Annotated in this window: 18 protein-coding genes; 5 read left to right on the forward strand and 13 right to left on the reverse strand. The window is 53.9% G+C overall.

Annotated elements, in window-relative coordinates; all coding sequences use genetic code 11:
- Window positions 1-176: 176 nt before the first annotated feature.
- The 3 genes from ACNRUY_RS19755 to ACNRUY_RS19765 all read left to right on the forward strand — a co-directional run bounded on the left by ACNRUY_RS19755 (window position 177) and on the right by ACNRUY_RS19765 (window position 3,809).
- Window positions 177-518, forward strand: coding sequence for a hypothetical protein (locus ACNRUY_RS19755; RefSeq protein ID WP_488113378.1), 342 nt, complete (start codon window positions 177-179; stop codon window positions 516-518).
- Window positions 519-951: 433 nt separating this feature from the next.
- Window positions 952-2,919: a TonB-dependent receptor domain-containing protein gene (locus ACNRUY_RS19760; RefSeq protein WP_488113379.1), complete on the forward strand. Its 1,968-nt coding sequence runs from the start codon at window positions 952-954 to the stop codon at window positions 2,917-2,919.
- Window positions 2,920-2,996: 77 nt separating this feature from the next.
- Window positions 2,997-3,809 carry a 2,3-dihydro-2,3-dihydroxybenzoate dehydrogenase gene (locus ACNRUY_RS19765; protein ID WP_488113380.1) on the forward strand — a complete coding sequence of 271 codons (813 nt, stop codon included), beginning with the start codon at window positions 2,997-2,999 and terminating at the stop codon, window positions 3,807-3,809.
- On the opposite strand, the gene ACNRUY_RS19770 is transcribed toward ACNRUY_RS19765, so the two are convergent.
- The 9 genes from ACNRUY_RS19770 to dhbC form a co-directional block, all read right to left on the reverse strand.
- Window positions 3,806-4,675, reverse strand: coding sequence for an ABC transporter ATP-binding protein (locus tag ACNRUY_RS19770; protein WP_488113394.1), 870 nt, complete (start codon window positions 4,673-4,675; stop codon window positions 3,806-3,808). The genes ACNRUY_RS19765 and ACNRUY_RS19770 overlap by 4 nt on opposite strands.
- A 6-nt stretch (window positions 4,676-4,681) precedes the next feature.
- Window positions 4,682-5,782, reverse strand: a complete 1,101-nt coding sequence (locus tag ACNRUY_RS19775; protein ID WP_488113381.1) for a FecCD family ABC transporter permease — start codon at window positions 5,780-5,782, stop codon at window positions 4,682-4,684.
- A 41-nt stretch (window positions 5,783-5,823) separates the two neighbouring features.
- Window positions 5,824-6,858, reverse strand: coding sequence for a FecCD family ABC transporter permease (locus tag ACNRUY_RS19780; RefSeq protein ID WP_488113382.1), 1,035 nt, complete (start codon window positions 6,856-6,858; stop codon window positions 5,824-5,826).
- Window positions 6,859-6,881: 23 nt separating this feature from the next.
- Window positions 6,882-7,832, reverse strand: coding sequence for an ABC transporter substrate-binding protein (locus tag ACNRUY_RS19785; protein WP_488113383.1), 951 nt, complete (start codon window positions 7,830-7,832; stop codon window positions 6,882-6,884).
- Window positions 7,833-8,353: 521 nt separating this feature from the next.
- The gene (locus tag ACNRUY_RS19790; RefSeq protein WP_488113384.1) at window positions 8,354-9,238 is read right to left on the reverse strand and encodes a siderophore-interacting protein; all 885 of its coding nucleotides are present in this window, start codon (window positions 9,236-9,238) and stop codon (window positions 8,354-8,356) included.
- A 10-nt stretch (window positions 9,239-9,248) separates the two neighbouring features.
- Window positions 9,249-13,340, reverse strand: coding sequence for an amino acid adenylation domain-containing protein (locus ACNRUY_RS19795; RefSeq protein ID WP_488113385.1), 4,092 nt, complete (start codon window positions 13,338-13,340; stop codon window positions 9,249-9,251).
- Window positions 13,333-14,289 carry an isochorismatase gene (locus tag ACNRUY_RS19800; RefSeq protein ID WP_488113386.1) on the reverse strand — a complete coding sequence of 319 codons (957 nt, stop codon included), beginning with the start codon at window positions 14,287-14,289 and terminating at the stop codon, window positions 13,333-13,335. Before ACNRUY_RS19800 ends, ACNRUY_RS19795 begins: the two co-directional genes overlap by 8 nt.
- 162 nt (window positions 14,290-14,451) lie before the next feature.
- Window positions 14,452-16,107: a (2,3-dihydroxybenzoyl)adenylate synthase gene (locus ACNRUY_RS19805; protein WP_488113387.1), complete on the reverse strand. Its 1,656-nt coding sequence runs from the start codon at window positions 16,105-16,107 to the stop codon at window positions 14,452-14,454.
- Window positions 16,104-17,354 (reverse strand): isochorismate synthase DhbC, encoded by a 1,251-nt coding sequence (gene dhbC, locus ACNRUY_RS19810; protein WP_488113388.1) that lies wholly within the window; start codon window positions 17,352-17,354, stop codon window positions 16,104-16,106. The genes ACNRUY_RS19805 and dhbC overlap by 4 nt, the downstream gene beginning before the upstream one ends.
- A gap of 292 nt (window positions 17,355-17,646) precedes the next feature.
- Here dhbC and ACNRUY_RS19815 point away from each other — a divergent pair, with 292 nt between their 5' ends.
- Window positions 17,647-18,888, forward strand: coding sequence for an MFS transporter (locus ACNRUY_RS19815; RefSeq protein ID WP_488113389.1), 1,242 nt, complete (start codon window positions 17,647-17,649; stop codon window positions 18,886-18,888).
- On the opposite strand, the gene ACNRUY_RS19820 is transcribed toward ACNRUY_RS19815, so the two are convergent.
- Together ACNRUY_RS19820 and ACNRUY_RS19825 are read right to left on the reverse strand one after the other, a co-directional pair.
- Window positions 18,863-19,585, reverse strand: coding sequence for a 4'-phosphopantetheinyl transferase family protein (locus ACNRUY_RS19820; RefSeq protein WP_488113395.1), 723 nt, complete (start codon window positions 19,583-19,585; stop codon window positions 18,863-18,865). The two genes, ACNRUY_RS19815 and ACNRUY_RS19820, sit on opposite strands and share 26 nt — an antisense overlap.
- The gene (locus ACNRUY_RS19825) at window positions 19,585-20,943 is read right to left on the reverse strand and encodes an MBL fold metallo-hydrolase RNA specificity domain-containing protein (protein ID WP_488113390.1); all 1,359 of its coding nucleotides are present in this window, start codon (window positions 20,941-20,943) and stop codon (window positions 19,585-19,587) included. Before ACNRUY_RS19825 ends, ACNRUY_RS19820 begins: the two co-directional genes overlap by 1 nt.
- Window positions 20,944-21,185: 242 nt before the next feature.
- Between ACNRUY_RS19825 and ACNRUY_RS19830 the strand changes: the two genes are divergently transcribed.
- Window positions 21,186-22,157, forward strand: coding sequence for a hypothetical protein (locus tag ACNRUY_RS19830; RefSeq protein ID WP_488113391.1), 972 nt, complete (start codon window positions 21,186-21,188; stop codon window positions 22,155-22,157).
- Between the two features lie 51 nt (window positions 22,158-22,208).
- On the opposite strand, the gene ACNRUY_RS19835 is transcribed toward ACNRUY_RS19830, so the two are convergent.
- Both ACNRUY_RS19835 and ACNRUY_RS19840 read right to left on the reverse strand, forming a co-directional pair.
- Window positions 22,209-24,854 carry a G8 domain-containing protein gene (locus ACNRUY_RS19835; protein ID WP_488113392.1) on the reverse strand — a complete coding sequence of 882 codons (2,646 nt, stop codon included), beginning with the start codon at window positions 24,852-24,854 and terminating at the stop codon, window positions 22,209-22,211.
- Between the two features lie 215 nt (window positions 24,855-25,069).
- Window positions 25,070-25,996, reverse strand: a complete 927-nt coding sequence (locus ACNRUY_RS19840) for an AbgT family transporter (RefSeq protein ID WP_488113393.1) — start codon at window positions 25,994-25,996, stop codon at window positions 25,070-25,072.
- Between the last annotated feature and the right edge of the window lie 140 nt (window positions 25,997-26,136).

Below are 26,136 nucleotides of genomic sequence, written 5' to 3' on the forward strand. Positions count from 1 at the left end.
CCGGAAATACCTTGTGCATCACCGGCAATGGGTGAGGGCGGCAGAGTTTTATGGAGGACACCGATCTGCTCTGGGGACATCATGGGTATGGACTTCAGGATGTCTTGGAATTGCTGAGGTTTCATGGCTGGAACTCCACTTTACACGACAATTCTCATGCTCAGGGAGTATAGACCATGTTAGCAACATTTAATTTGAACAGCGCCCGCAAGGTCAATGCGGATACAGACTCCATGCTTCCATACGCTCCGGAGGATCGATTCGCTGTCGTCTTATTCATGAATCTTCCTGATGACCAAAAATCAGATACCCTCATGAGAGATGCAACCAGAGAACTGATTGATACCACTCTGAGGCTTAAGGGGCGTTTTTATCTACCGTATGCACTTTATGCTACTCAGGATCAGGTCTTTGAAGCTTACCCTGAGTGGACAAAACTGGTTGAAGCCAAGGCCAAATGGGATAAAGACGGAATGCTTGAAAACCGACTTTATCAAACGTATTTCACCGGTGGATAAGGATGATTGAAAAGGACTCCTATGGCTAACCATAAGGTAAGTGACGCTCTGATGCAGGGTTGTTCCTGTCACCCAGCACAACACAAGTCATGCCGACCACCTCTAGTAGCCTGTCGGTCATACGACAATTTCGACCTAAAATCCAGAAAGAACGGCCTAATCTTTCGATGAATTCGATTAAATAGGCCCGCTATTTATGCCCTATGGGTATTCACACGAATCCATCGAAAGATTTGACTCGTTCTACTGAATTTTATGCTCGAAAGCATAAGTCCGACAGGCTGCTAGAAAGGGAATCATTTACTGGACTGCTCCCCTCCAGTCACACCATGGGCTGCGGATAAAAGAAACGTGAATATGGGGGGTGACACAATATCTGATAATCATTATCATTTGCATTCTTTTTACCATACCTAGATGCGCAGGATACATAATGTCCAGGGTTGTGACTTTTCCAAAAACCGCTCTTCTGCCGCTGGCCATGGCCGTCGGTTCTGTTCTTTCCAGTCAGGCCATGGCCGATGACCAACCTCAAACCGCCTATGAAATGAACCGGGTAGTCGTGACTGCATCCAGCACCGAGCAGGAAGAGAACAGTGCTCCTGCATCCATTACGGTCATCAGTGGTGAAGAGTTAAGGGAGCAGTCCGGCGGTAATATTGTGGAAGCCCTGAGAAAAACCGTGGGTATTAATGTGACGCCGGGGGGGATTGGTGGACGACAAAGCATAGGTATTCGGGGCCTCGAAAGCAAATACACCGTTATGATGGTCAACGGTCGCCGGATTAATGCTTCAGAAACGCTGATCCGTGCCAACGACCTTGATGTATCCACTATTCCCGTAGACAGCATTGAGCGCATTGAGGTGGTCCGTGGCCCGATGTCTTCTCTTTATGGGGCCGACGCCATGGGGGGCGTCATCAACATCATCACCAAATCCTCATCGGACCAGTGGACGGGCAGCCTGAGTTACGACTTTTCCTCCACCGAAGGGGGTGAAGGCGGCAATGACCAGAAAACCAGCCTTTACCTGAGTGGGCCGCTGGTGCAGGACACCCTGAACCTGACTCTGAATGGCGACCTTAGAAACCGTCAGCCCTGGAAGCCCTTTGAAGGCAGTGACTCCGAACTGACAGCCCTGGAAAAGAAAGATGTCAAGAATTTACGAAGCGTACTGGACTGGATCATCAATGATGAACAATCCCTAGATCTGGAACTGAGCAAAAACAAGGACGAACGTAATGCCCTTTATTCCATTGGCGTGGCGGACCAGAGCATTGACCGCAATACCTTTGCCCTGACCCATAAAGGACAGTGGGAATGGGGGGACACCCAGCTGAGGGGCTTTATAGAAAAAGCCGAAGTCTGGGACAATATTCAGCGGCCGGATATAGGCCTCCACCCTGGAACCACCACCCAGACCAATAAAACCCTGGAAGGCTCCACCACTATGGAGCTGGGAAACCATCTACTGACCACCGGGGCAGAACTCACCCAGACTGAACTGGATAATCCCCGGGATCTGAAGCAAACCGGTAAGGCAAAAGCCACCAAAAAAGCGGTCTTTGCCCAGGACGAGTGGTTCCTGAACGACCAGTGGACCGCCACTCTTGGAGCCCGGCTGGATCACCACGATCAATTTGGCAGCCATTTCAGCCCAAGGGGTTATCTGGTCTACACCCCTTCGGAAGCACTGACATTAAAAGGCGGTATCGGCACTGCTTATAAGACGCCAACTCTGGCAGCAATGACTCCAGAGTTTTATATTGTCAGCTGCCGGGGAAGCTGCGTTATCTTCGGCAATCAGGATCTGAAGCCTGAAACCTCTACCAACTATGAGCTTTCCGCCTTATACGAGCAACCTCTCTGGTCAGCAGGCGTTACTGTCTATCAAAATGATGTTAAAGACCTGATTGAAGCCCAGTACTCTGGAATTGACATAGACAACAATGGCTCTGAAGATAAAACCTGGGTGAACATCAATAAAGCCAGGATACAGGGAATCGAGCTAACCGCCAGCCGAACTCTGACAAAAACACTGAGCCTGTCAGCCAACTATGCCTACACTGATGCCCGGGATAAAGTCACTGACCAGAGACTGACCGACAAACCCCGTCAGACCTTTAACACCCAACTGGACTGGCAGGCCATGCAAGACCTGAACACCTTTGTCAGCTTTAAATACATTGGGGACCAGGAAACAGGCAGCTCAAACGATGACTTGCCAGGCTATACCCTTGTCGATCTTGGGATGAGCTATAAAGTCAACCAACAGCTATCATTGAGAACCGGAGTCACAAACCTGGCTGACACCCGGCTGGATAAGAAAGACGACAATTTCTCTTCCAGCAACATAGAACGCGGCAGAACCTGGTATGTAGGCGCCACAGCCAGCTTCTAAACAACTACTGTAAAAATGGCTTTCGGTGCTTCCGGGGGCCATCCTCCTCTTGCTTCCTCCCCCCCTCTGAGGCTCCCATGAATCAAGAATCAACTCCAGAGCGCCCCTTTCAGGACATTTTTCAGGGAAGAGTGGCCCTGGTGACCGGTGCCGCCCAGGGAATCGGTAAGGCCATTGCCCTTGCACTGGCCAGAAAAGGAGCCAGGCTGGCTCTTGTGGATATCAACCAGGATGCCCTGCAACAGGTCAGGGATGAAATTCTGTCCCTTGATCAAGAGGCTCTGTCAAAAACCCTGGATATCAGCTGCAGCAGCCTGGTTAACCAGGCAGTTGAGGATATTGAACGGGAACTGGGACCTGTGGATAAACTGGTGAATGTAGCCGCTATTCTGCGCATGGGCCCCCTCGTTGAAATAAGCGACGATGACTGGTCAGCAACCCTGGCCACCAATACCACAGGTGTATTCAATATGTGTCGCGCCGTTGCCCGCTCAATGATCACCAGACGACAGGGGGCTATCGTCAATATCAGCTCCAATGCTGCGGGAACACCTCGCATGGGAATGGGAGCCTATGCCACTTCCAAGGCCGCAGTGTCACAGTTCACCCGTTGCCTGGGCCTTGAGCTTGCCGAACACGGTATCCGCTGCAACCTGGTATCCCCCGGTTCAACTGACACTCCTATGCAGCGTCAGCTATGGACTAGCAACGAGGTACCGGAAGGGATTCTGAACGGCAGCCTGGAAAGCTATCGAACCGGCATTCCCCTGAAAAAAATAGCCAGCCCGCAGGATGTGGCCAATGCCGTCCTTTTTCTTCTATCGGACGACGCCAGCCATATCACCCTGGAAGAGATTGTTGTAGACGGGGGCGCCACTCTCGGTGTTTAACCTGAACGGGCCACAGGTATCACCACCGGCGTTCCGTCACTGGGCGCCGGTAACACATCCGCCTCCACATCATATAATTGCTGAACCAGCTCCGGCGTGACAATATCCTCCGGCCTGCCCTGGGCCACCAGCTGGCCATCCCTCATGGCGACCAGAATATCCCCATAACGGGCCGCGGCAATCAGATCATGCAACACCAACACAAAGGAGCGGCCGGTTTCTGCCAGCTTACGCACCAGGCCGAGTACTTCCGTCTGGTGCCCCATATCCAGCATACTGGTGGGCTCATCCAGCAGCACCAGAGGGGTTTCCTGGGCCAGCACCATCGCCAGCCAGCAGCGCTGCTGCTGTCCACCGGAAAGCTGAGACAAACGACGTCCGGCATACTCACCCATGCCGGTGGCGGTTAAAGCCTCCTGCACAGCTTGCTCGTCCACCTGACTCCACTGCCGGAACAAACCCTGGTGAGGATGGCGGCCATATTGAACCAGCCCACGAACAGTCACCCCTTCAGGAGCTGTGGGGGTCTGAGGCAGAAGAGCTATGTGCCTGGCCGCCTGGGACGGTTTCATTTCCCAAACCGAATGCCCATTCACCATTACACGACCACTATCCGGTTTGTGCAGCCGTGAGATCGCCCTTAGAAGAGAAGACTTGCCACAACCATTTGGCCCGACAATCACGGCCACCTTTCCGGCAGGAACATCCAGGCTGACATCCTGAACCGCCGTGAAGCCCTGATTCGATGAAGAACCCGGGTAGCTGACCCTGATATTTTCAATATTCAGTCGCATGTGATTGATGTCCAACGTCGGCTCACAGGAAAGAGTCTTTTGCTTCTGAATGCCCAACTCTGAACTCTCCATTTTCAACTACTTATTTCCTTCACTGAGCAAAACCCACAATAGAAAAGGGCCGCCCAGAATGCTGGTAATCACTCCGGCCGGAATTTCCACCGGCGATGAAAGAGTACGCCCCAGGGTATCCGCCAGAACCACCAGCAACGCCCCCAGCAAAGCCGAACTGATCACCGGAACTGAGGCAGGCCCGGCAAGCCTCGAAGCCATCACCGGTGCCGCAATGGCAATAAAACTCACAGGCCCGGCCACGCCCACCGCAAGACCTGCCAGGGCAACAGATGTCAGTAGCACTGTATATTGAACAAGCCGGACCGGCAGTCCCAGGGGCCGGGCCATGGTCTCATCAAAGCGTAACAGCGACAGATGACGCCCTATCCCCATAAGGAGAGGCAATAACAGAGCAAGCCCCACCGCCACCGGTATCGCAACCGAATACCCCCGCCCTGTCAGGCTGCCCACGCTCCATGCGTAGGTGGCCCCGGCGTGCTGGGGAGGAATCTGGGACAGTCCCAGTTCAGTAATGGCACGGATCAAGTGAGTCAACGCCAGTCCCACCAGAATAATCCGGTAGCCCCTGGCCCCCATGCCTCCGGAAAGAAGTAACAACAGCCCTACCGCTGCTGCGGCACCTGCAGGAGCGAGCCACCAGGGCCCCATCATGCCGAGAGCGCTGCCCAGCAGGCTGATCAGGATAATGGCCGTCGCCCCTTCATTGACACCTAACACATCCGGTGTCGCCAGACGATTGCCCGATAGTACCTGCATAAGACAACCGGAGCAGGCCAGGGCGGCTCCCGCCAGCAATCCAGCAATAATTCTGGGCAGCCTTATCTCCTGAACCAACAGAATGTGCCCTTGCAGCCCCTGCCCCAGCAATGCGTGAATCACCTCTGGTACCTCCAGCCAGGTAGTGCCTGCTGCCAGAGAGCCCCCCACCGCTGCCAGCAGCGCCAGCACCAGCAACAAGCTGGCACACAGAGGCCTGACCGGCAGCAGGAGCGAAATGCTCCCCCCGGCGGATTGAAACCAGAGCGCACTTCCCCCACGGTATTGAAGCCTGCTGACAAGAGGGCGGTTCTGCCGACTTTCCCAGGGCTCAGGAGAGGCTGTCACTGAAACCGATTCTGAAGTAAAGGCACTCATAACTTGATGATTTATCGTCCAGAGGTCAGGGTTAACCGGTTGCTCCGCACAATCCAGATCAGCAACGGTGCCCCCATCAGAGCCAGCATGACACTGGCGGGTGCTTCATAGGGACGCACGACAATTCTGGCGAGAACATCCCCCCCCAGCAAAAGAATGGATCCAATCAGGGCAGACAGCAGCAACTGCCAGCCCATGGCAGGGCTGCCCAGGTGACGGGTGATCGCCCGGGCCAGAAAAGGCGACAGAAGACCGAGGAAACCGATCGGCCCCGCCAGTGCAACGGCGGTACCGGCAAAAAGCGTCACAGCAATCGTCACCAGAAACCGGATCCATTCCGGTCGATGGCCCAGGGCCCTGGCAGCATCGTCCCCCAGCAGCAGGGCTGACAGAGGCCTGATCAGCACCAGGCTGAAAGCAATACCAACCGCCATGGCCGGTATCAGCTGAACCGCCATTTCTATGGAAACACCGGATAATGACCCCAGTATCCAGAAACGATACTGGTCATAGCTGACTTCGTTACTCAACAAAATAAACGACGTCATACCATGGCAGGTGGCACCTATGGCAATGCCTGCAAGCACCAGCTGCACCGGCGAATTCCCCACCTGGGCCCTGCTGGCCACCAGCAGAATCAGGCCATTGCCCAGCAACGCCCCCATAAATGACCATATCAGGTATGACTGTCCGGACTCGGCACCGGCCCAGGTAATCCCCACCACCACCCCGAGCGCAGCACCTGAATTAACACCCAGCAGTCCGGGCTCCGCCAGTGGATTGCGGGTGATTGCCTGCATCATGGCTCCTGCCAGACCAAGGGCTGCCCCTACCATGATTCCAGCCAGCGTTCTGGGCATTCTCAGGGTGGTCATCACCGTTTCCAGGTTGGCATCAGCCAGAGCACGGTGATCCCCAAGCAGCCACAGAAAACTGTCTGTCACCGACGTATATCCGGCACCAGTAAGCAGAGATGCCATGGCAAAGCCGACGGCCACCACCAGCAGTAATAGAGCAACCCAGACCAACCGCGGTCCGTCAGCCAATAAGAGCTTCCCGGACAACTGCATCAGGAGCCCACCACAGTGTCCGTAGTGGACGGAGCAGAAGGCCCGGTCAGCATCGCTTTTTCAACATCGTCCAGAATGGCCATGGCCGCACCCGGGCCTCCAAGGCTTGTCCAGAGTGAGCCATCCACAGCCACCATCCGACCGTTTTTCACCACATTGAGCGCCCGAAACACCGGTGTATTCCGGGCAGTGTTAAACGCATCCACGGCATCCCCGGCGGGATTCAAGGTGCCCACAAACAGCCAGTCGCCATCAATCTGGTGAAGAGCCTCCAGACTGAGAGAGTGGGAGTGACCAATACCGTCCTGATTCTGGGCTGCCGGTCTTTTAAACTGCAGATCATTCAGCACCCGGCTGGAAAAAGCCTGGTTCAACATGTAACCGGGCCCTTGGGGAATCCACCGAACCACACTGACCTTTGCCTCCTGCTGCCCCCCAAGACGACTCTGGATATCGGACACCCGTTGCTGATAACCGTTCATAAACTCAGTTGCCTGACGGCCGCGGCCAAGAACACTGGCAATATCGGCAAAGGCCGCTTTCCATGGGTCTCCCAGCTTGTAGGTGACCACTGAAGGGGCAATTTTTCTGAGCTGCTCCAACAACATGGGATCGGTAACAGCGCCCACCAGAATTAAATCCGGTGCCAGGGCAATCAACCGGTCAAGGTTTGGTCGGCCCAGAGGGCCGACAATCTCAACCCCCTCTGCACCATCAGACAGATAACCAGGAACCCCTTTCTGCCCCCGGCCAGCCGTTGAGCCAACTGGTTTGATACCCAGGGCCAGGGCAGCATCCAGATCCAGTTCACTGAGGGTGACAACCCTTTTTGCCTCCAGGGGAATGTTGACCTGATGGCCTGTAGCATCGGTAATTTCCCGGGTCTTAACCGGCTCCTGGGCAGCGTCGCGGACTGGTTCCGATGGCTGACACCCCGCCAGCAGAGCCAACCCGAAAACCAGGAAGCCTCGCCTCAGGCAGGCTGTGTTAAAAAAAGAAAGGAGCCATCGGCAACCACCAGTCTTTTTAAAAAGCCCATTGTCGTTTATTAAATAATGGAATACTGAAGGAATAAGTCCTGAACGATTGGTTTTCATAGTTTCTCTATACAGTGTCTTTTCAATCGGCGGTTCAGTTGACGACGAAACAGGCCTATATTCCTTTACTCTGAAGCAGGCTGTGGGCAGGAGAGAATGGATCCAGGCGCAACCTGCGCCCGATCTTATTGCAAATGGGAATAGTTATCAATCATTGTATACGTCCAGCGTTGTCCTGTGCCTGCTGCCTGACGCGCTCGCAGGCACACATCCTTCTCTACCCATCGCCTTTCAAGTTGCTACTTTGTTGGCTGTAATCACTCACCCCAGTCACTTAGTTAACCTAAGCTCCTGGGGCCTCGCTCTTTTGCCGCCGCGTAGCAACTTGAAATCCTTTGGGTATATGCAATTCTTTCGGACTTCATTAAATCCCTTCAGGCATCCACATTATCCATAATGTCGTGCCGTTCCTGGTGATACGCTTCCTCGGTATAGCGTGATCGCCAGTAGGGAACCCCATAAAACTGCTGACGGGACAACTGTCGTTCGTTTCTCAGGTACCTGCGAATCTTGAGCACCGCGCTGTTTTCCCCGGCCACCCAGGCAAATACAGAGCCCTCTGGCCACTCAAGAGAAGAGACCGCATTGGGCAACAGTTCACTGGCAGCAGGATCCCTGGACTGCCGGATCAACCAGGTCACCTCCACCCCTCCCGGATGGGAAAGCTGCTGGACCTCTTCCATGGCTGGCACCTCAATAAACACCTGCCCTCTGGCGTTTTCCGGCAGGGATTCCAGTATCGCAGCCATGGCGGGAATGGCAGTCATATCCCCGGTCATCAGATACCAGTCCGCCTCCGCCACCATCGGCTCCGGTCCACCGGGCCCTGCCACCCCGATCCAGTCACCGGTTACCGCCGCCGATACCCAGGCTGAAGCAGGCCCCTCATCACCATGAAGTACAAAGTCCACATCCAGCTCATTGGTCACTGGATCATACCGTCGGACGCTGTAGGTTCGGGTAATCGGCTTGATATCCGCCGCCGGCCATATCACCCCCTTTGGCCCCAGTGTTGGCAGCACCGGTTTTTCCTGGCCGGAGCGGGGTATGAAGAGCTTGATATGGGCGCCTCCCCGGTTATCGGGAAACCCTTTCAAATCGTTCCCGGTCAGTGTCACCCTTTTCATACGGGGGGTTAACTGCTGAGTCCTGAGCACTTGCAGCATCATCGGTGGTCGACGACCTTCCGCTTTATTTCCAGGCTTTTTATTGCCACTGCCTGAAGGACTTTCTTTAACAGGCGCTTTAACAGACGACAAAAGGTGCTCCTTATACAAATTCCGGAAAATCTGACCGCTCCAGTGCTTCTGACAGAATCACTCCTATCGCCCTGGCATTCTCCAGTTTCAACATCTCATAATGGTTACAGGAAAGGTCATGATTCTGAATATCCCCTCTGACATAGGGCTGCCAGCCTTTAAAGGACAGCCAGCGCTCAGGCCGGGGGTCTGCAGCTGTAAAAAACAGCATATTGCCACAAAAACGACGATGGATTGATTTTCGGACCATGATGCTGCACTCCCTGTAGGTGCCGATCAGAGAATCCATGGACGCCCTTGATAACCCGGAAAATAATGAATGCCTGTCTGAAGCCAGCCCATAAACATCATCCACCGACCATTTTTTACCCGGCGCCGGCTCCAGCAGCAAAGCAGGGTCACGACCGGCCAGCCGGATCATACCGGCCAGAATCTGCTGCTCTTCCAGGGGAATATCACGCCATTGATCCGATGGGTAGGCGTCCAGCAATGCCAGCAGCCGGACCTCTTCGCCCTGCTCCTGCAACCGGACAGCGATTTCATGGGCCACCAGCCCACCGGATGACCACCCCAGCAGCTGGTAAGGCCCCCGGGGTTGAACCTGGCGGATCTGATCCAGATAATCCCGGGCCCTGTTTTCAAGAATCTCATGCCCCTGACCAAAAGAGTGCCAGTCCCTCCCATTCAGGCCCGGAGACTGAACGCCGTACACCGGTGTTTCTTCCGGTAAAAAAGGGGCCAGTTTGACGTAGTCCCAGGCAATCCCAGGGGCCGGATGAATACAGAACAGAGGAAGCTGGCTCCCGGTTTTGCGAACCGGATAAATCCGCTCATAAAGTGCTTCAATGCTATCACCATCAGGGTCACCCCCCTGTTTTTCAAGCGCCCTGGCCAGATCCGCCAACACCGGATACCGAAACAGGGTTTTTACCGAAACCTCTCTGCCCAGCAGCCCCCCAAGGCGGTTAGCCACCTGAATCATCTGCAGTGACTGCCCTCCCATCAGGAAAAAGTCCTCACTGCCGTCCACGGGAGCAGAACCCAGCACCTGCTGCCAGGCTTCGGCCACCTTGCTCTCCATTGGTGTCAAAACAGGAGCCAAAATTGGGGCCATGCCCCGCCTTTGACGATCAGGGTTCAGGGAGGTACGGCTTTCCAACAGCAATCGCTTCCGGTCCACTTTCCCTGATGTATTTTTGGGCAGTTCCCTGACATAAATCAGTTCACCTGGCACCAGGGGCGCTGGCAGGGATTCAAGCAGCTGTGACCGGATGGACTGTGAATACTCCGCCTTCTGCTCCGACGACAGCTGAGAGTCACTCTCTGTGACCAGCCAGGCAATTAACCGCTTCATTCCTTCCGGTGAGCTGTACCCGGCCACGGCCGCTTCCTGGATGCCCGGATGCTGCAGCAACCGGTTCTCAACTTCCAGAGGGCTGACCCGGTGACCACTGATCTTGAATTCATCATCCACCCGGCCAATAAACGTCAATTGATTATCCAATGTCCGTTTTACCCGGTCACCGGTCCGGTAAGCTCTTGGCCTACCGGGCAGTCCGGTAACAGGCAGATAGCGTTCCCGCGTCAGGTCCTCCTTATTCAGATAGCCCTTGGCCAAACCACCTCCCAGCAGATACAACTCTCCTGCCTCACCCGGTGCTACCGGGGTTCCCGAGCTGTCCAGAATCAGCGCCTGCATTCCCGGAAGCGGCCTGCCAATGGGCAAAGCCTGCTTTTCGTAATTGGCAGCACCGGGTCCTGCAAGTACTGCAGTGGTGGCCACAATGGTCGCTTCTGTAGGGCCATAGGTGTTCAACAGCGTAATTTCATCCCTCACAGACCGGCGCCACTGGAGCAGCCGCTCTGGCAGAACCGCTTCACCGCCAATAATCACCGTTCTCACTGAATTGGGAAGCCTCAGCTCACCGTGAGCAATGCCATAAACCAGTTCATGCCAGTAGGCCGTTGGCAGATCAAGGACACTGAGGTTTAACCGGTCGCACTGTTGAATAAAGCCGGGAATCGAGTCCACCCTATCCCCGGTTCTGATAACCAGGGTTGCCCCCTGGCAAAGGGTCAGAAAGATTTCCTCAACGCTGGTATCAAAGTGCAGTGGAGCAAATTGAAGAACACGATCACTGTCTGATATTCCATACACCTCAGAAGCGCCTGCCACAAAGTGCGCCAGTGCCCCATGATGGACCACTACCCCTTTGGGCGTGCCCGTGGAGCCAGAGGTATAAATGATATACGCCGGATCAGAAGGCTCTCTCACAGAACTTCCAGCCAGCCCGTTCTTTCCCCCGCCTCCCAATAACAGGGCGCAGATATTATGGACCAGGGGCTGAGAGCGCGCGGGCAATCCGCAGATATTGGACAGAGGGCCTGTCAGTTGTCGGTTAGTAAGAATCAGCCGGGGCCTGGCATCCTCAATGATAAAACCGCTTCGTTTTTCCGGCCCTCCGGGATCCAGGGGAATCCAGGCCGCTCCGGAAGACAGCACCGCCAGAATTGAGATGACCGCCTCAAACCCCCTCGACAGATAAATGCCAACCCGGTCTCCGGTTCCTACCCCCATTTGTGTCAGTTCACTGGCCAGTACCTGAACACGCTGTTCGAGTTCCTGATACGTCAGCCTGCAACCATTGTGCTCCAGAGCCGTGCATCCCGATCTCTGAAAGACCTGACGCTGAAACAACTCGGTCACCATAACCGGTATTGTTTTCAGGGACTTACCTTCCACAAGGGCGTTCTGCCAGGTCAGCGCATTAAACGGCAGATCACGTGAAACAGAACACAATGGGTGCTGAAGGAAATGAGAGACCTCTCCAGCAAGCTCATCTCTGAGCCCTGACAGCTGGCCTGAATCGTAACACTCCGGGTTAGCATCCAGTTCAATCTTCAGGTTGGAGCCATCCCCCCGGGCACTGATACCAATGGCCAGGTCTTCAACCGGCCCGGCTGAAATTTTATGGGTCAAAGCGGCCAATGATCCAAAAGCCAAAGTGCCATCGAAAGGCATAATATTGATCACAGGGCCAAACAAACGACTTTGACCGCTTATATTCTGAAGCTCCCGCCGGAGCTGCTCGTAGCGATAGTTCTGGTGCGGCCGGATGGTTTGCAGCTGAGTTCTCACCTGGTTCACCAGGTCAATGTATGAATCCTCCGGGCCAATGAACAGGCGAAACGGCACTATATTCATCAGCATTCCGGGGGTTCTGAGCGCAGCAGCACTGTTCCTGGCCATCACCGGCAGACCAAACACCAGTTCCCGCTGTCCGGTATGACGATGAATCCAGCCAGCCACTGCCGCCAGAATCAAGTCTGTCCAGTTTACCCGGTGAGCCCGGCACAATGGACGGATGCCATCCATCCAGGCTTCCGGGCACTTAACAGACTCCCGGATAAAATGCCCACTGATACTGACCGGCTTGCGGGTCAGGCTGACAATATCCGGGCCGTGTCGGAGCTGTTTCAGCCAGAAGCATCTGTCCTGCTGACTTCGATCTTCATTCTGAAACGGTGCCTCTTCCTTGATAACCTGATCCAGCTGCCCAAACCGCCGGGCAACATCACGACCCTGCTCCAGAGCCGTGTATACTTCAGCCACTCTGCGGGTAATCAGTGAGTAGCCGTAGCCGTCCACGGCCACATGATGAATGCCCTGGTACCAGAAGAAGCGGTCATCTCCAGCCTGGAACAGAGCCTGGGTAAACAGTCCTCCCTGCTCACCTTCCCCATAAAGGTTTCTGGGGGTTGCAATATCATCCAGAGCCCATTGCCGGACGGTGCCCCATGGGTCAGCAGACTGGGAAATATCCATTTTCTGAAGCACCCAGCCTGAAGCCTTGAGCGGCGTCTGAAACGGAACACCGGCTGTGGCATCAAACGTCATGTTCAGGGCATCGGTTTCCTGTATCACCCGCCTCAGGGCTGTCTCAAACAACACCGTATTGAGCTTTCCGCGGATCTCCACACACTCTCCGGTGTTGTACATCTCCGGGTTACCTGCAAGCGTCTGCCCCAGCCATATGCCATGCTGGGCGGGAGTCAGGGGCATACTTCCCTGCTGCCGGTCCGCCATGGAACGTTCAGCCATGGGCAACTTGCTCCCGTTCCGTGGCCTGATAGACTCTCTGCTGCAACAGAACCAGCCACTCTTCCAGGGTGGTCCGCGCTGCCAGGTCGGCAAATTCAATATCCACGCCTCTGGCCCGCCACTGCTCAACCAGCGTCATGACCCTGATGGAGTCCAAACCCTGGTCCATCAGGCTGAGCTGATGGTCCAGCTCATCCGGGGTCAGATAAAGAATGTCAGCAATATCCTTGATAAATGGCATCCCACCGCTGCATGAAGAGGGTTGTCTATTTTTTGTGGGCTGCAGGTCTTCTTTCCGCTGAAGGCTCTCTTCTGGCTGAAGGCTCTCCATCACTTCGTCACAATCCAGCACCACACCACAACGCCGTGATACATAGTCCAGAGCCATCTGGTGCTCCTCAAGACTGAAATCAGCCAGGGCATCACTGACCATAAAAGCCTGGATGTCGTACATAAAAGCGTCAGCCGCCGACTGCAGACAACCGATGTGGGCGTAAACCCCACAGATAATCATCTGGTCACGGCCCATCTCATCCATCAATCCTTTGAGGCCATTGCGTTTAAAGGCACTGTATCGCCATTTGGTGAGAACCCTGTCTTCCCTGTCCGGGGCCAGGGCATCAACAATACCGGCCAGCTCAGGGTCATCTTTTAATCCGGCTCCCCAGAAATCCGTCAGCAGTGCACGGTCTGCTGGATCCTGGTCTCCTGGCTGAGCGGTATAGATCACCGGTATTCCCGCTGCTTTACACTGCTTTCTCAACCGCTGGATATGGGTGATTAAAGACGTCACCGGCTCGGCACTGCCATCAAAAAAGTTCATGAAATACTTCTGCATATCATGAATAAGAAGCACTGCCCGCCCGGAATCAGGCCGCCAGCCCACCTTGTTTGCCACATTGCCCCTGGCGACTGGCATGGCATAGGGGGAGATTACTGGAATGGTCATCGCTACATCCTTTTACTGCGCTATATACCCGTCGCCTTTCAAGTTGCTACTTTGTTGGCTGCAATCGCTCACCCCAGTCACTGAGTGAACCTAAGCTCCTGGGGCCTCGCTCTTTTGCCGCCGCGTAGCAACTTGAAATCCTTTGGGTATAGGCATTTATTTTCAAACGGCCATGGACACCTGGTTTCTCAGGTTTTTTTTACTGACTTTGCCAATGGCGGTTTTCGGGAATGAATCCACAAATACAACCCGGTCGGGGATCTTGAAGGCTGCAAGCCCCCGTCCGGCAAGAAACTGCTTGATTTCGATGATGGTCGGCGGGCTGCCATTCCTGACACTTCTAGAAATCACAAAAGCGCAGGATCGCTCTCCCAGATACGGGTCGGGCATGGAAACCACTGCAGCATCGTGAAGCCCCGGATAGGCAAGCAGATGGTTTTCCACCTCTTCCGCTGCAATCTTTTCTCCTCCCCGGTTAATCTGGTCCTTATTCCGCCCCTCCACCACCAGATCTCCCTGATCGGTGACACGGACAATATCCCCGGTTCGATAAAACCCATCGGAAGTAAATGCACGGGCGTTATGTTCCGGCGCCCTGAAATAGCCCCGGATGGTATAGGGACCGCGGGTCAACAAGTTCCCTGGTTGCCCGGCAGGAAGCTCATGGTCTTCATCATCAACCACCTTGACTTCATCCTGAGGGGAGCATGGTCTCCCCTGGGTATTGATGACCCGGTCGTCACCGTCGGTCAGCCGGGTATAGTTCACCAGCCCTTCTGCCATACCGAATACCTGTTGCAAGGTGCAACCCATGGCAGGGGCTACCCTTCTCGCCACTTCTGAACTCAATCGAGCCCCACCCACCTGAAGCACCTGCAGGCTGGCCAGCCCGTTGTTACCCACAGACTCATCACGGGCAGCAGCCTCCAGCCAGAGCAGGGCGAGAGGGGGAACCAGCGCCGTAATGGTGACCCGCTCACGGGCAATCAATGGAAAAGCCTGGTCCGGTGCCGGGCCTGGCGCCATAACAACAGTACCGCCGACGTATAAAGTACCCAGTGTACCGGGAGAGCTCAGGGGAAAGTTATGGGCCGCAGGGAGAGCACAGAGATAAACACTTTCTTCACTTAGCCCGCACACATCAGCACTGGCTTTAAGGCTGTATATATAATCATCATGGGTACGGGGAATCAGTTTGGGCACCCCGGTAGTGCCTCCGGAAAGCTGGAAAAAAGCCACCCTTGAGGCAGAAATATAGGGCAGGGGATCAATGGGTCCGTACAGATCATCAAGCGCTACAAACTCCTCCGGCTCTCCCACCACAATGACCTGTTTCAGTTCCGGAGCTTCACTGCTTACCTCTCTTGCCAGCTGTCTATAGTCAAAGCCACCGGCACAATCCGCGATAATGTAGGCTTTTGCTCCCGTGAACCGGCAGAAATAACCCACCTCTGAACGACGATGCCCAGGTAAAGCCATAACAGGCAGGGCACCAATACGAAACAGGGCGAAACAAACCAGCAGAAACTCCGCAATATTGGGCAGCTGGACCACCACCACATCACCGACTCCAATGCCCTGCCTGGCAAAGCCGGAAGCCAGCCGATCAGCCTTGCTGTCCAGCTCCAGATAACTCCATCGCCGGGACCCACAAACAACAGCAGTCTTGTGTCTATAACGTTCAGCTCTGCTGCGCAGCAACTGGCCAAAGGAAATCCCCTCCCAATAACCTGCAGCACGATATTGCCGGGCTACGTCATCAGGCCATCCCGGACAGTCCCGGGCTATCCCTTCATACTTCGAAAGAGCCTCATTCACTGGCCAGCTCCTTCTTTCAACGTCGCCGTGAATGCATTTTCGTCAGTGCTGCAGGCTTCCCCTAACCCCAGAGCATTCAGCATGGTCCTGAATTTGGCGCCCGTCTCTGCCAGCTCCTTTTCCGGATCCGATCCCTTGACTACGCCGGCTCCCGCAAAAAGTCTGACTGAATTTTCAAACACTTCGGCGCACCGAATCGTCACCACCCACTCACCATTGCCATCAGCATCGCACCAACCCACCATGCCGGTGAAAAAGCCACGGTCAAAGGGTTCCTGCTCCTGGATAAACCGTCTTGCCTTCTCCGTGGGGTAACCACAAACCGCAGGGGTGGGGTGAAGTGCTGTGGCCAGCTCAAGAGAAGAGGTCTGGGGATCGATCAGAATACCTTCAACAACAGTGGACAGATGCCATAGGGTTTCAGTCTTGATCAGTGTTGGCCGGTCAGGCACTTTGAAATCCCTGCAGAAAGGTGCCAGGGCAGTGGCTACGGCATCAACCACCAGAGCATGCTCATGTAGATCCTTGGCGGAACGCAACAGAGCTTCAGCACGGCGCTGATCCTCAACAGGGTCCTGACTCCGGGCTGCAGACCCTGCCAGAGGATTGGCAGTCACTTTCAGGCCGTCTCTTGATACCAGCAGTTCCGGGCTGGCACCCAGCAGTGTTCCGGGCTTTCTCTCTTTGCCACAGGGAACTTCAATCCCGAAGGTATACCCGGCAGGGTTGTGCCTGGCCAGATTACGCAACACCTGACTGACATCAATGGTTCGATTACTGACTACTTCCAGGGTTCTTGAGAGCACCACCTTATCCAGCTCCCCCTGATCAAAACGAGCCAGCGCCTCACGAACACTGTTTTTATACACTTCAGGTTCGGGCACCGTAAGGACCCTTGAGCGGATTGGCTCACGGCCAGTCGCGGCAACGTCCGTCACTGGATGCATGGTTCTGGTTCGGACAAACTGCTCCGGTACTCCAAGATAGAGCGGGTTGGCGCTGTCAAACGGAATGGCCCCCACCACCACCGGATCAGTGTACCCAGCCTGGCGGGCTGCATCCTGAAGCAGGCGAATCTGGCCAGCCAATGTATCCAGCTGACTGCTTCCCGATAAAACCGCATACATGCGGCTGGCCATCAGGGTGTGCTGGGGAGAGGCGAAGAAAAAAGGGATAGAACCCAGAGCTTTCATCATGCTCAGAGGCTCACCCGGTTCCCATAAAAGCGGATCATCTGTGAACGACATTTTTTGGTATTCCCTGTTTTTTTCAGGCAGATCACCTGGTGAGAGCACGATCAGAATGCTCGAGCAGCAGAACTTTATTGCAAATGATAATGATTATCAACAACGTCGTATGGTATTATCCGCCTTCAAATAACGGCTTCCCCCTTGGGTAAACAGGGGAGAACCTATTAAAAGTGCGATTAGCACAAATGCCAGAAATGAGACTTATACGACAAAAATAAATTAAATCGGCTGCATATCAGACAACCGTTTTTGGCAAAAAACAGAATTTTTCACTAAGACAGGGACAGCTATGTCAGATTCACGGGGCGGGCAGCGCTTTATTCAGTTGATGGTCATTACTCAATGGCTAACCGTGCTCGATTTTATTCTTGTAATGCCCATGGGGCCGGATATAACAGGAGACTTGCAGCTTCCCCTCAGTCAGGCCGGGCTGATCAGTGGCGCCTATGCCATGGCCAGTGCTCTGGTTCTTCTGATATTTTCCCGTAAGCTGGATGGTCTTGATCGCCGCAGAGCTCTGATTCTTTCCATGACCGGGCTGGGACTATCCGCCCTGGCGACTTCAGTCAGCACCGGGCTCTACTCACTCCTGGTTACCCGTATGATGGCCGGTGTGTTTGGCGGGCTCGCCTCTTCTTTTACCATGGCACTGGTGATTGATCGCACCCCTCCTCAACGCAGGGGGAGGGCCATGGGCCAGATTGCCGGAGCTTTTTCCCTGGCTGCCGTACTGGGGGTTCCAGCCGGCCTTCAACTGTCCCTCTGGTATGACTGGCAGTTTACTTTCCAGATATTGGGGCTCTTGATACTGATGATCAGCGGCCTGTTATGGAAAAGCCTTGAAAGCCAACCCATCACCAGCAAAGAGGAATCGACTGTCAGAGCCCCTGCTATTAACCGAACCATGCTAATGGGTCTTGCCTGTGTTGCTACCGGCATATTTTCGGGGTTTCTGATCATTCCTCACCTGGCGGGATACCTGCAATACAACCTGGATTTTGACCGGGAGCTGATCGGTCCACTCTATATGGCTGGCGGCATCATCACCTACCTGGTAACCCGGGGAACCGGCCTCCTGGTCGATAACATCGGTTCTCTGAAAGTCAACTGGCTTGGTATGGCTGGCTTTGTTCTGGCCATCGTCGCCTGTTTTCTGGCACCGGGGCTACTTCCTGTCACAGTCGTCTTTATGATGTTTATGGCCTTCAACGCAGTACGAACCGTGTCCAGCCAGACACTGCTTATGGGGATTCCCTCTCCACCCCAGAGGGCCCACTACATGGGCCTTCAGACCGCAACAAGACACATCACTACCGGGGCTGCAGCCGTCATTTCTTCTCTGATTATTGTACAGACAGAATCAGGACCACTGACCAATACCGACCCGCTTGCCTGGCTGGCGATTGCGATGGCAGTGCTTTTGCCAGTGATGATCGGACAGCTGACCCGACAGCTGCAAAAAAGGTCTCAGCCCATTACACGCCAGGCCTTCAATGGCAAAGCCCTCACCCCGGAAGGCTCATCAAAGTGATCATATGGCGGTCGGTTTCCATAAAGGAGCCTCTGAATAAATGGCCGGCTCTCCAGCGGGGAGAAAGGGTTTCGGTCAGCTCCAGAACAAACGACTTTTGTTTGATATCAAGGGATACCATCACCGCCGCATCAAAGCCGAAAAAACGACCCACTTCAGGCCGAAGTAACTTATAAAGGCTCTCCTTGGCAGAAAAAGCCAGAGTAAAAAACCAGCCAGGCACCTGCTGAAGAGAATCTCTGAGCTGCTTGTCCTGATCCATTAATATGGCTCTGGACAGCTTTTCCGCACGGGTCCCTGGAACCCACTGCTCAACATCAATGCCCACAGCCCTGATATCAGGCTGCCTGGCCACTGCCGCAAGGGCCACTCCGGCACTATGGGTAATCGATCCGGTAAAACCAGAGGGCCAGCGGGGCCCACGGTCTTCACAGATACCCACCTCCGTTGAGACCGCTCCCAGGTGTTCAAGCGCTCGCATTGCACAGAAACGCCCAGCCAGGAACTCTGCCCGCCGTTTCGTTCTGGCCTTGCTCAGCGTATCCGGAAGAACAACCCCCTGGTGCCTGGCAAAGTGTATATAGGCCTCATCTTCAATGAACGAAGTACTGAACAGAGCCAGCTGATCCAGACACGAATGCTCGCCCAATCCTTCAGCCAGTATGATCGGCTCATTCAGAGCACAGTGCTTTGCCATCACGTTAATTCAATCCTGTCACCCAGTTTCGGTACATGGGCATTCCAGCCAAGTTCATCGGACAGTTTCCGGGCCATATAGTCCGCCGACTCTGGCTCACCATGGGTGACAAATACCTGCCTGGGTGGCGTTTTGATGCTTCTCAACCAACTGACCAGCTGGTTTGCGTCCCCATGGGCAGAGAAGGCATCAACATGACAGATACGGGCCCTGACGGGAATTTGCTCACCATGAATCCGAATCTCCGAGGCACCGTTGACCAGCTTTTCCCCCCGGGTGCCCGGAGCCTGAAAACCGGCAAACAGTACCGTATTCCGGTGATTTGGCAAAATGTGTTTGAGATGATGCAATACCCTGCCACCACTGGCCATACCACTGGCAGAAACAATAATGGACGGAAACTTCTGGCTGGCCAGCGCCATGGACTCCTCGACCGTTCTTACATAATGAGTCACGGCATCAATCCGGCGACAGTCTTCCTGGGTAAGGCGATGTTTCTCATGGAAGCGGTGAAAAATCTCGGTCGCCTTGATGGCCATGGGGCTGTTCAGGTAAATGGGAAGGCTGGGTATTTTCCCCGCAGATTTCAATCGTTCCAGAATATGTAGCAGCATCTGGGCACGACCTACTGCAAACGCAGGGATCAGCACGGTTCCCCCAGCTCTGGCGGTAGAGGTGATGATATTTCCCAGCACTTCCTCCGCATCCACCTTCTGGTGCTGACGATCCCCGTAAGTGGACTCAATCACCAGAAAGTCCGCCCGCTTCAATGACTCGGGCGGATACATCACCGCATCGTCCGGGCGCCCGACATCGCCGCTGAACACCAGCATCCGGCTACCATCAAACACCTCCAGACAGGCAGCCCCCAGAATATGTCCCGCAGGACGGAACCGGAGGGTCATCCCTCCATCCAGCTCATGGATATCATGGCTGCTCACAGGCTTCAGCAGCCCCAATGCCCGCCTCGCATCTTCTTCGGTATACAACGGTAAGGGTGGATTATGTTTTGAATAACCGTGTCGGGCGGCGTGCCTGGCATCTTCCTCCTGCAGATATCCCGCATCAGGCAGAAGAATACGACAGAGTTCACAGGTGCCGGGAGTGGCGTAAACGGGCCCGGAAAACCCCTGCTTCACCAATACCGGCAGATAGCCACTGTGATCTAGGTGAGCATGGGTCAGTACCACGGCATCCAGTTCTTTTGCAGCCACTGGTAAAGGCTGCCAGTTCATTTGCCGGTAGTGCTTGATCCCCTGATATAAACCACAATCCACCAGAATTTTCTGGCCATGGCTTTCTACCAGGTATTTGGAACCGGTCACCGTTCCCGTTGCCCCCAGGAATGTCAGCTTCATTCTGATTCTCCATTCGCTGCATCACAACAGCACTCTGTCCAGAGCACCTCAGTATCTTAATACTGACAGTAACAGAATTTCTGCCGGTTATTCTGATCCGGGGTCAATAAGAGGGCTGCTTTTTATCCACTGCCAGAATGCACTTCGCCCCCTAAGTACTTACCGAAAAACTAACGATTCAGACAGGAACTTCCAATAAGCAAAACTAAACTCCTACAAGGTATGTACATTGGACCCTGCCCATGAAAGTCGGCAGCCTATTCCACAAGGCAAACAGCACTCCAGCCAAAGCGGTGTCTGTAATGCTATTTATTTCAACAGCATGCATAAGCAGTCAGGCTCAGGGGCTTCCAGCCAATGATACGCGCCACACCCACAACCCCGGAAGCAGCGTCAATAACCTCAATACCCTTCATTTTACCGCTGAAGAGCTGGATAAAACCTGCCTCTGCTTTCCCGCTGACTACCCCCTGGCCCTGCACCTCAAAGAGAGCCAGGACAGACTGTATTGTTCTCCCACAACAGATAGCATCGCTTCCAGTGACCCACCGGTTTTTTGCCTCAGAGTAAAGGGTCTGGTCGAAGCTGTTGCTCCCTATGACAGCCCTTCTGCACTGGATGGCAATGAGGAGAATAACCAGAAAGGAAAAGTGCCAGATTGGTTACACGCTGTCTCCTATAAACTCTTTGAAGGGTTTGAAACCTTCATGGAGTTCAGGGTTATGGCCTCTAATCAATATGTCTCCTTTCTTCTTGCTGCTCTTGTCACTGGCATCGTTTATTTTTACGAACTGTCTTTTTTTATTCTTATTCCCACGTTTATCGTGTTACATACTTTCCTCCAGGGTCTGGAGCTATACCTCCGTGATGAAATCCCGGAAAAAGAACAGAAGGCAGTCATCGTAAAGAACCTGGTCAAAGATCTTATTTTCATGCTTCACTATGCCCTCAATCTGTTTTTTACCTATTCCTATGCCCAGGTTTCCGGGGTACTTGAAAGACTGACAGGAAAGAAAGAGCAGCCTTCCCCACTCAGAGTGATGGCACTCAGTTATCTGCAAAAAATGGTTGACAGTTTTCCTATGGTCCAGGAAGCCGTTGAGGGGTATATGGATTATGAGTCCATTGAACAAGCTCCACAGGTTAACAGGCTTATTGAAGGAATTTTATCCGAAGACTGCGACCGGAAAGAACAGAAAGCATCGAGTAGTTAAGCCTGCTGATAAACCAGCAGGCTTTGATAAAAAAACATCGTTGCTGGGAGGTTACTCCGTTACTGTCACCATAAACAGGTCCGTGACGGAGTTTCGTTTATTCCATTTGGTTGTGGCAGGGTTTCTGGCATAAACCCTGATCCTGGCTTCACCGGTCATTTCACCGGTGGCATTCAACCGAAGTATGCTTCCCTGGATGGATGCCTGTAACAGTTCCGGGTCATCCACCAGTACATGATATTCCAGTGGATCCCCATCTGGATCCACAAATATGGCCGACAGATCAATAACCGCCGGAGTACCACTCACCGGTAGAGAAAAGTTCTCAACCGGTTCAACCAGCTTCGGGGGCTGCTCTTCTTCATATCCCTGCCACGGCACTACGGCGATATTACTGGCATTTTCAAGCACCTTTGCATCAGAGGGTACATAACCGCCATTCACTGAAGTACCGGCAATCACCTGAAGTTCTGCATTGCTTTTATCCAGCCACTGGGGATTGATTTTTGCCAGAATTTTATGACTTCTCTTTTGCTGGTTGATCACCTCCATTGAATAAGGAACATGATCCGGAGCTTGCTCACTAATCAGATGGATTTGCAGGGGTGCTTTCAGGGAATCCATTTCCAGCAGTAGCAAAGATGGCGACAAGCTGACATAGCCGGTGCCTCCGGCAGGACCATGGAGTTCGGTAAATGCATGGAAGTGGGCTCTTTGTCGTCCATTGAGCGCACTGCTGTCCAGCTGACCGAACCGGACATCACCTCCAACCCGGGCAGTATGGGCATAATTTAACCTTTTCCGGAACTCAATGTCCGTGACATTGTTAAAATACCCCCCTTCAAGGAGGCTGCCGCTCTGGCGGGGAGAAAACTGAAACCCCGTTTCAAAACCTTCAATATGAACGTTGTAAAACGCCATCTTACCACTGTTGACATGGCTACCCACACCGGTGCCGGAGGGCTCATTAATATCACCAATCAGCGTCAGGTTACGATAGGTTTTACTGGCTGAATACCAGCGGCTGTCTCCTTTTGCCACCGCGTAACCAAGAAAATCCCTGATCTCCTGGCGCCCGGTGATAAAACCACTGTGCAGTGCCTTATAACCGCCGTAGGCCCTGTTATTTTCCATGGGAAGAATCTCTTTGACCTCACTGGCGGGAATCCGGCCTGGCTCCGGCGGATAATCTTCGGGGGCTTGGGTAAACTGGATGCCAACCAGACGATCTTCTGCTCCGTCCTCAAACTGGCCCCACAGGGTATAAGCCGCCCCCATGAAACCGCTGGCAATATTATCCTCCAGCCTGACGGTCCTTGAATGAATCCAGAAGCCATCCCCCCGGTGCCCCAGGTCATCACTGTTGCCATCCCGGGGACGACGCTCTGAATACACGCCAGGTGTCTGACTGCCATGGGTTTTAATGGAGAGGTTACCCTCAAAGGAACCCACCTCATCACCCGCCTCAGAGGTAAAAGCAGCTCCCGTGACATCATAGGCAATGTTCTTTTTGATCATCACGTAGCTGGAATGATTCACAAAGCCCCAGCCTGGGGAAGTGACCACCGAACTGCCTTCAATCAAGCCAGGCTCACCTTCGTTGCCAGCCCGATGAAAGTGAACCGGGTAACGGGAGCGTGGATTAAGGCCAATGGTCAGCACTCCACTCTCATCCATCCCGGTGTCACGCAGTTTCATTAATTTGTTGGTTCGCCCCAGTCCCGCCAGCTCTGCATACCGGATATGAACGTTATTAGTGTGCATAAACATCATGTGGCCCCGGCCGGTGAACTCGACAGTACCACTGACATGGGTGACTGTTCGATCACGCAGCGCCTGGGGTGTTTCAATAACGACATTGCGGGTCAGGTTGGCCACATGAATCTTCAGCTCCAGCCCTTCCCTGGCGTGCTCAGGAGGAAGGTGATCGAAGGATAGAGGCTGGTCCAGTTCAACAATTCCTGCACTTTGAACTACTCCCGCTATCACCCTCAACTCATCCCCCAGGGCATCACGACGAGCCCCGGCAATCACCAGCTGATCACCCACCGTCCAGCCAGACGGAATACCGGCTTCCAGATAGATCTCATCCTCACCGGCATAGGCTTTGGGAATCGCCACATAAGGCTGTTTGGGGGCACCATGCACCTCCATACGCCCAAGGACTATCACACCCTGCCCCATCTTGTATGGATCAAAGTCCGGGCTGTCAGAATGGACAACATCAAAGCCATTATTACCATCCTTGATGATCAACCGTGCCTGACTGGAAGGGGAAACAGGGTTTTGCACTGTTCCGATTGTCAGTTCACCGCTGGAGTCCACGACCAGGGTATCCACCGTCAGCTGTGTATCCCTGTCCGTTGCAAACGACAACCTTCCATTGACGCGCAGTGTCATCAACTCCGCCTCAATCTTGCCGTTCACCACCAGATGAACCCCTTCAGGGATCATTACCCGGCTGCCTGCCACCGGTACTTTGTTCTCTCCCCCCCAGGTCAGAGGGTCCAGCCAATCTCCACTGATTACCGGCTGGTGTGTCATCGCTTCAGGTTTCACCAGCGCCAGCACCGATGTCATTTCAGACATCGACTCACTGCTGGCGGAAGTGGAAGCGTTGGAAAAGACGGGTAGTCCGGAAAAGCAGGCTGTGATAGCCAAAACTGGAATAATTTTTTTCTTTTTAAGTCCTTTCATTTTGATGTACTCCTTGATCATCGTCCCTGCTGCCATGACTTCCGTTAAGTCCAGCCCAAGTCATGACCTGATCACTCTTCACGAACTGAATTATAGAGTCTGACGAGCACACAACATCACCACCGGTCAGTATGATTCTTGCCAACCGACCAACGGAAAAAAGGCACTCAGGAGAGAAGCCACCCGATACAACCGGGTGGCGAAAACGAAAGGAATCAGAAGCCCAGAGGTATATTCAGGGCAAAGAAAAGTACCAGCAAAACGGTCCAGGCCAGCATAAAGGCGACAGAGTACGGCACCATAATGGCGATCTGGTCACCGATGGTCATCTCCGGCTTGTATTTGCGCATAAAGGCCAGAATAACACCGGCGTAGCTCATCATCGGAGTGATGATATTGGTACTGGAATCCGCCACTCGAAAGGCCGCCGCAATCAGGTCCGGAGTCATGGCCGGGTTCACCTGGTACAGCATGGGAATAAAGATGGGGCCGAGCAACATCCACTTGGAAGTCATCCCCCCCACAAACAGGTTAATGGTAGCGGTTACCATGACAAAGGCCACCAGCAGCAGGATCGGGTAGGACTGAAGTCCCAGGGATTGCAGGAAGGTTGCGCCCAGATACGTAATGTAGGTACCGATACCGGAAGCACCCAGCACCGCCAGAAACTGGTAGCAGAAGAAGGTCAACACCAGAATATAACCCATGGTGTTCATCTGCTTGACCATGGCCTTGACCACATCGGTCACAGACCGGAAGCGTTTGGTCGCCACTCCAAAAAATATACCGACAGTGGCAAAGACCATCACAATCAACAACACAACGTTGTTAATGTAGGGAGTCACTACACGACCGGCCTCATTGGTGTAAGGGGCCAAAGGTCCTGTCGCCAGGGCATAAACCCCTGCCATGGCCACCACAAAACCCAGCAGGGCAAACTTCAGGCCGCGCTCTTCTTCCGGCTTGATGGTAAAATCGGACAGGTTCATGTCCTCAGGCACCGTCCAGCTCTGCTTCTCCAGGCGGGGGGCCACATAGCGGGAGGTCACAAACGCCCCCATCGCCCCCAGCACCAAGACAGAAATCGCAATAAAGAAGTAGTTCATGGTGGCCGGTGTCAAGGCTTCACCTGTTGCGTTCACAAAGGGTACGCCCCAGGGCAAAAACATGATCACCAATTGAACAGCGCCATCAAGAAACAGCCTGTATAATCAGGGTTTTTCCTGTCTTTCGATGTCTGCAAAAGCCCTGTTTTCCAAATTCTCCTCGCTCACTGATAAGC

The organism is Endozoicomonas sp. Z74, assembly GCF_057680865.1.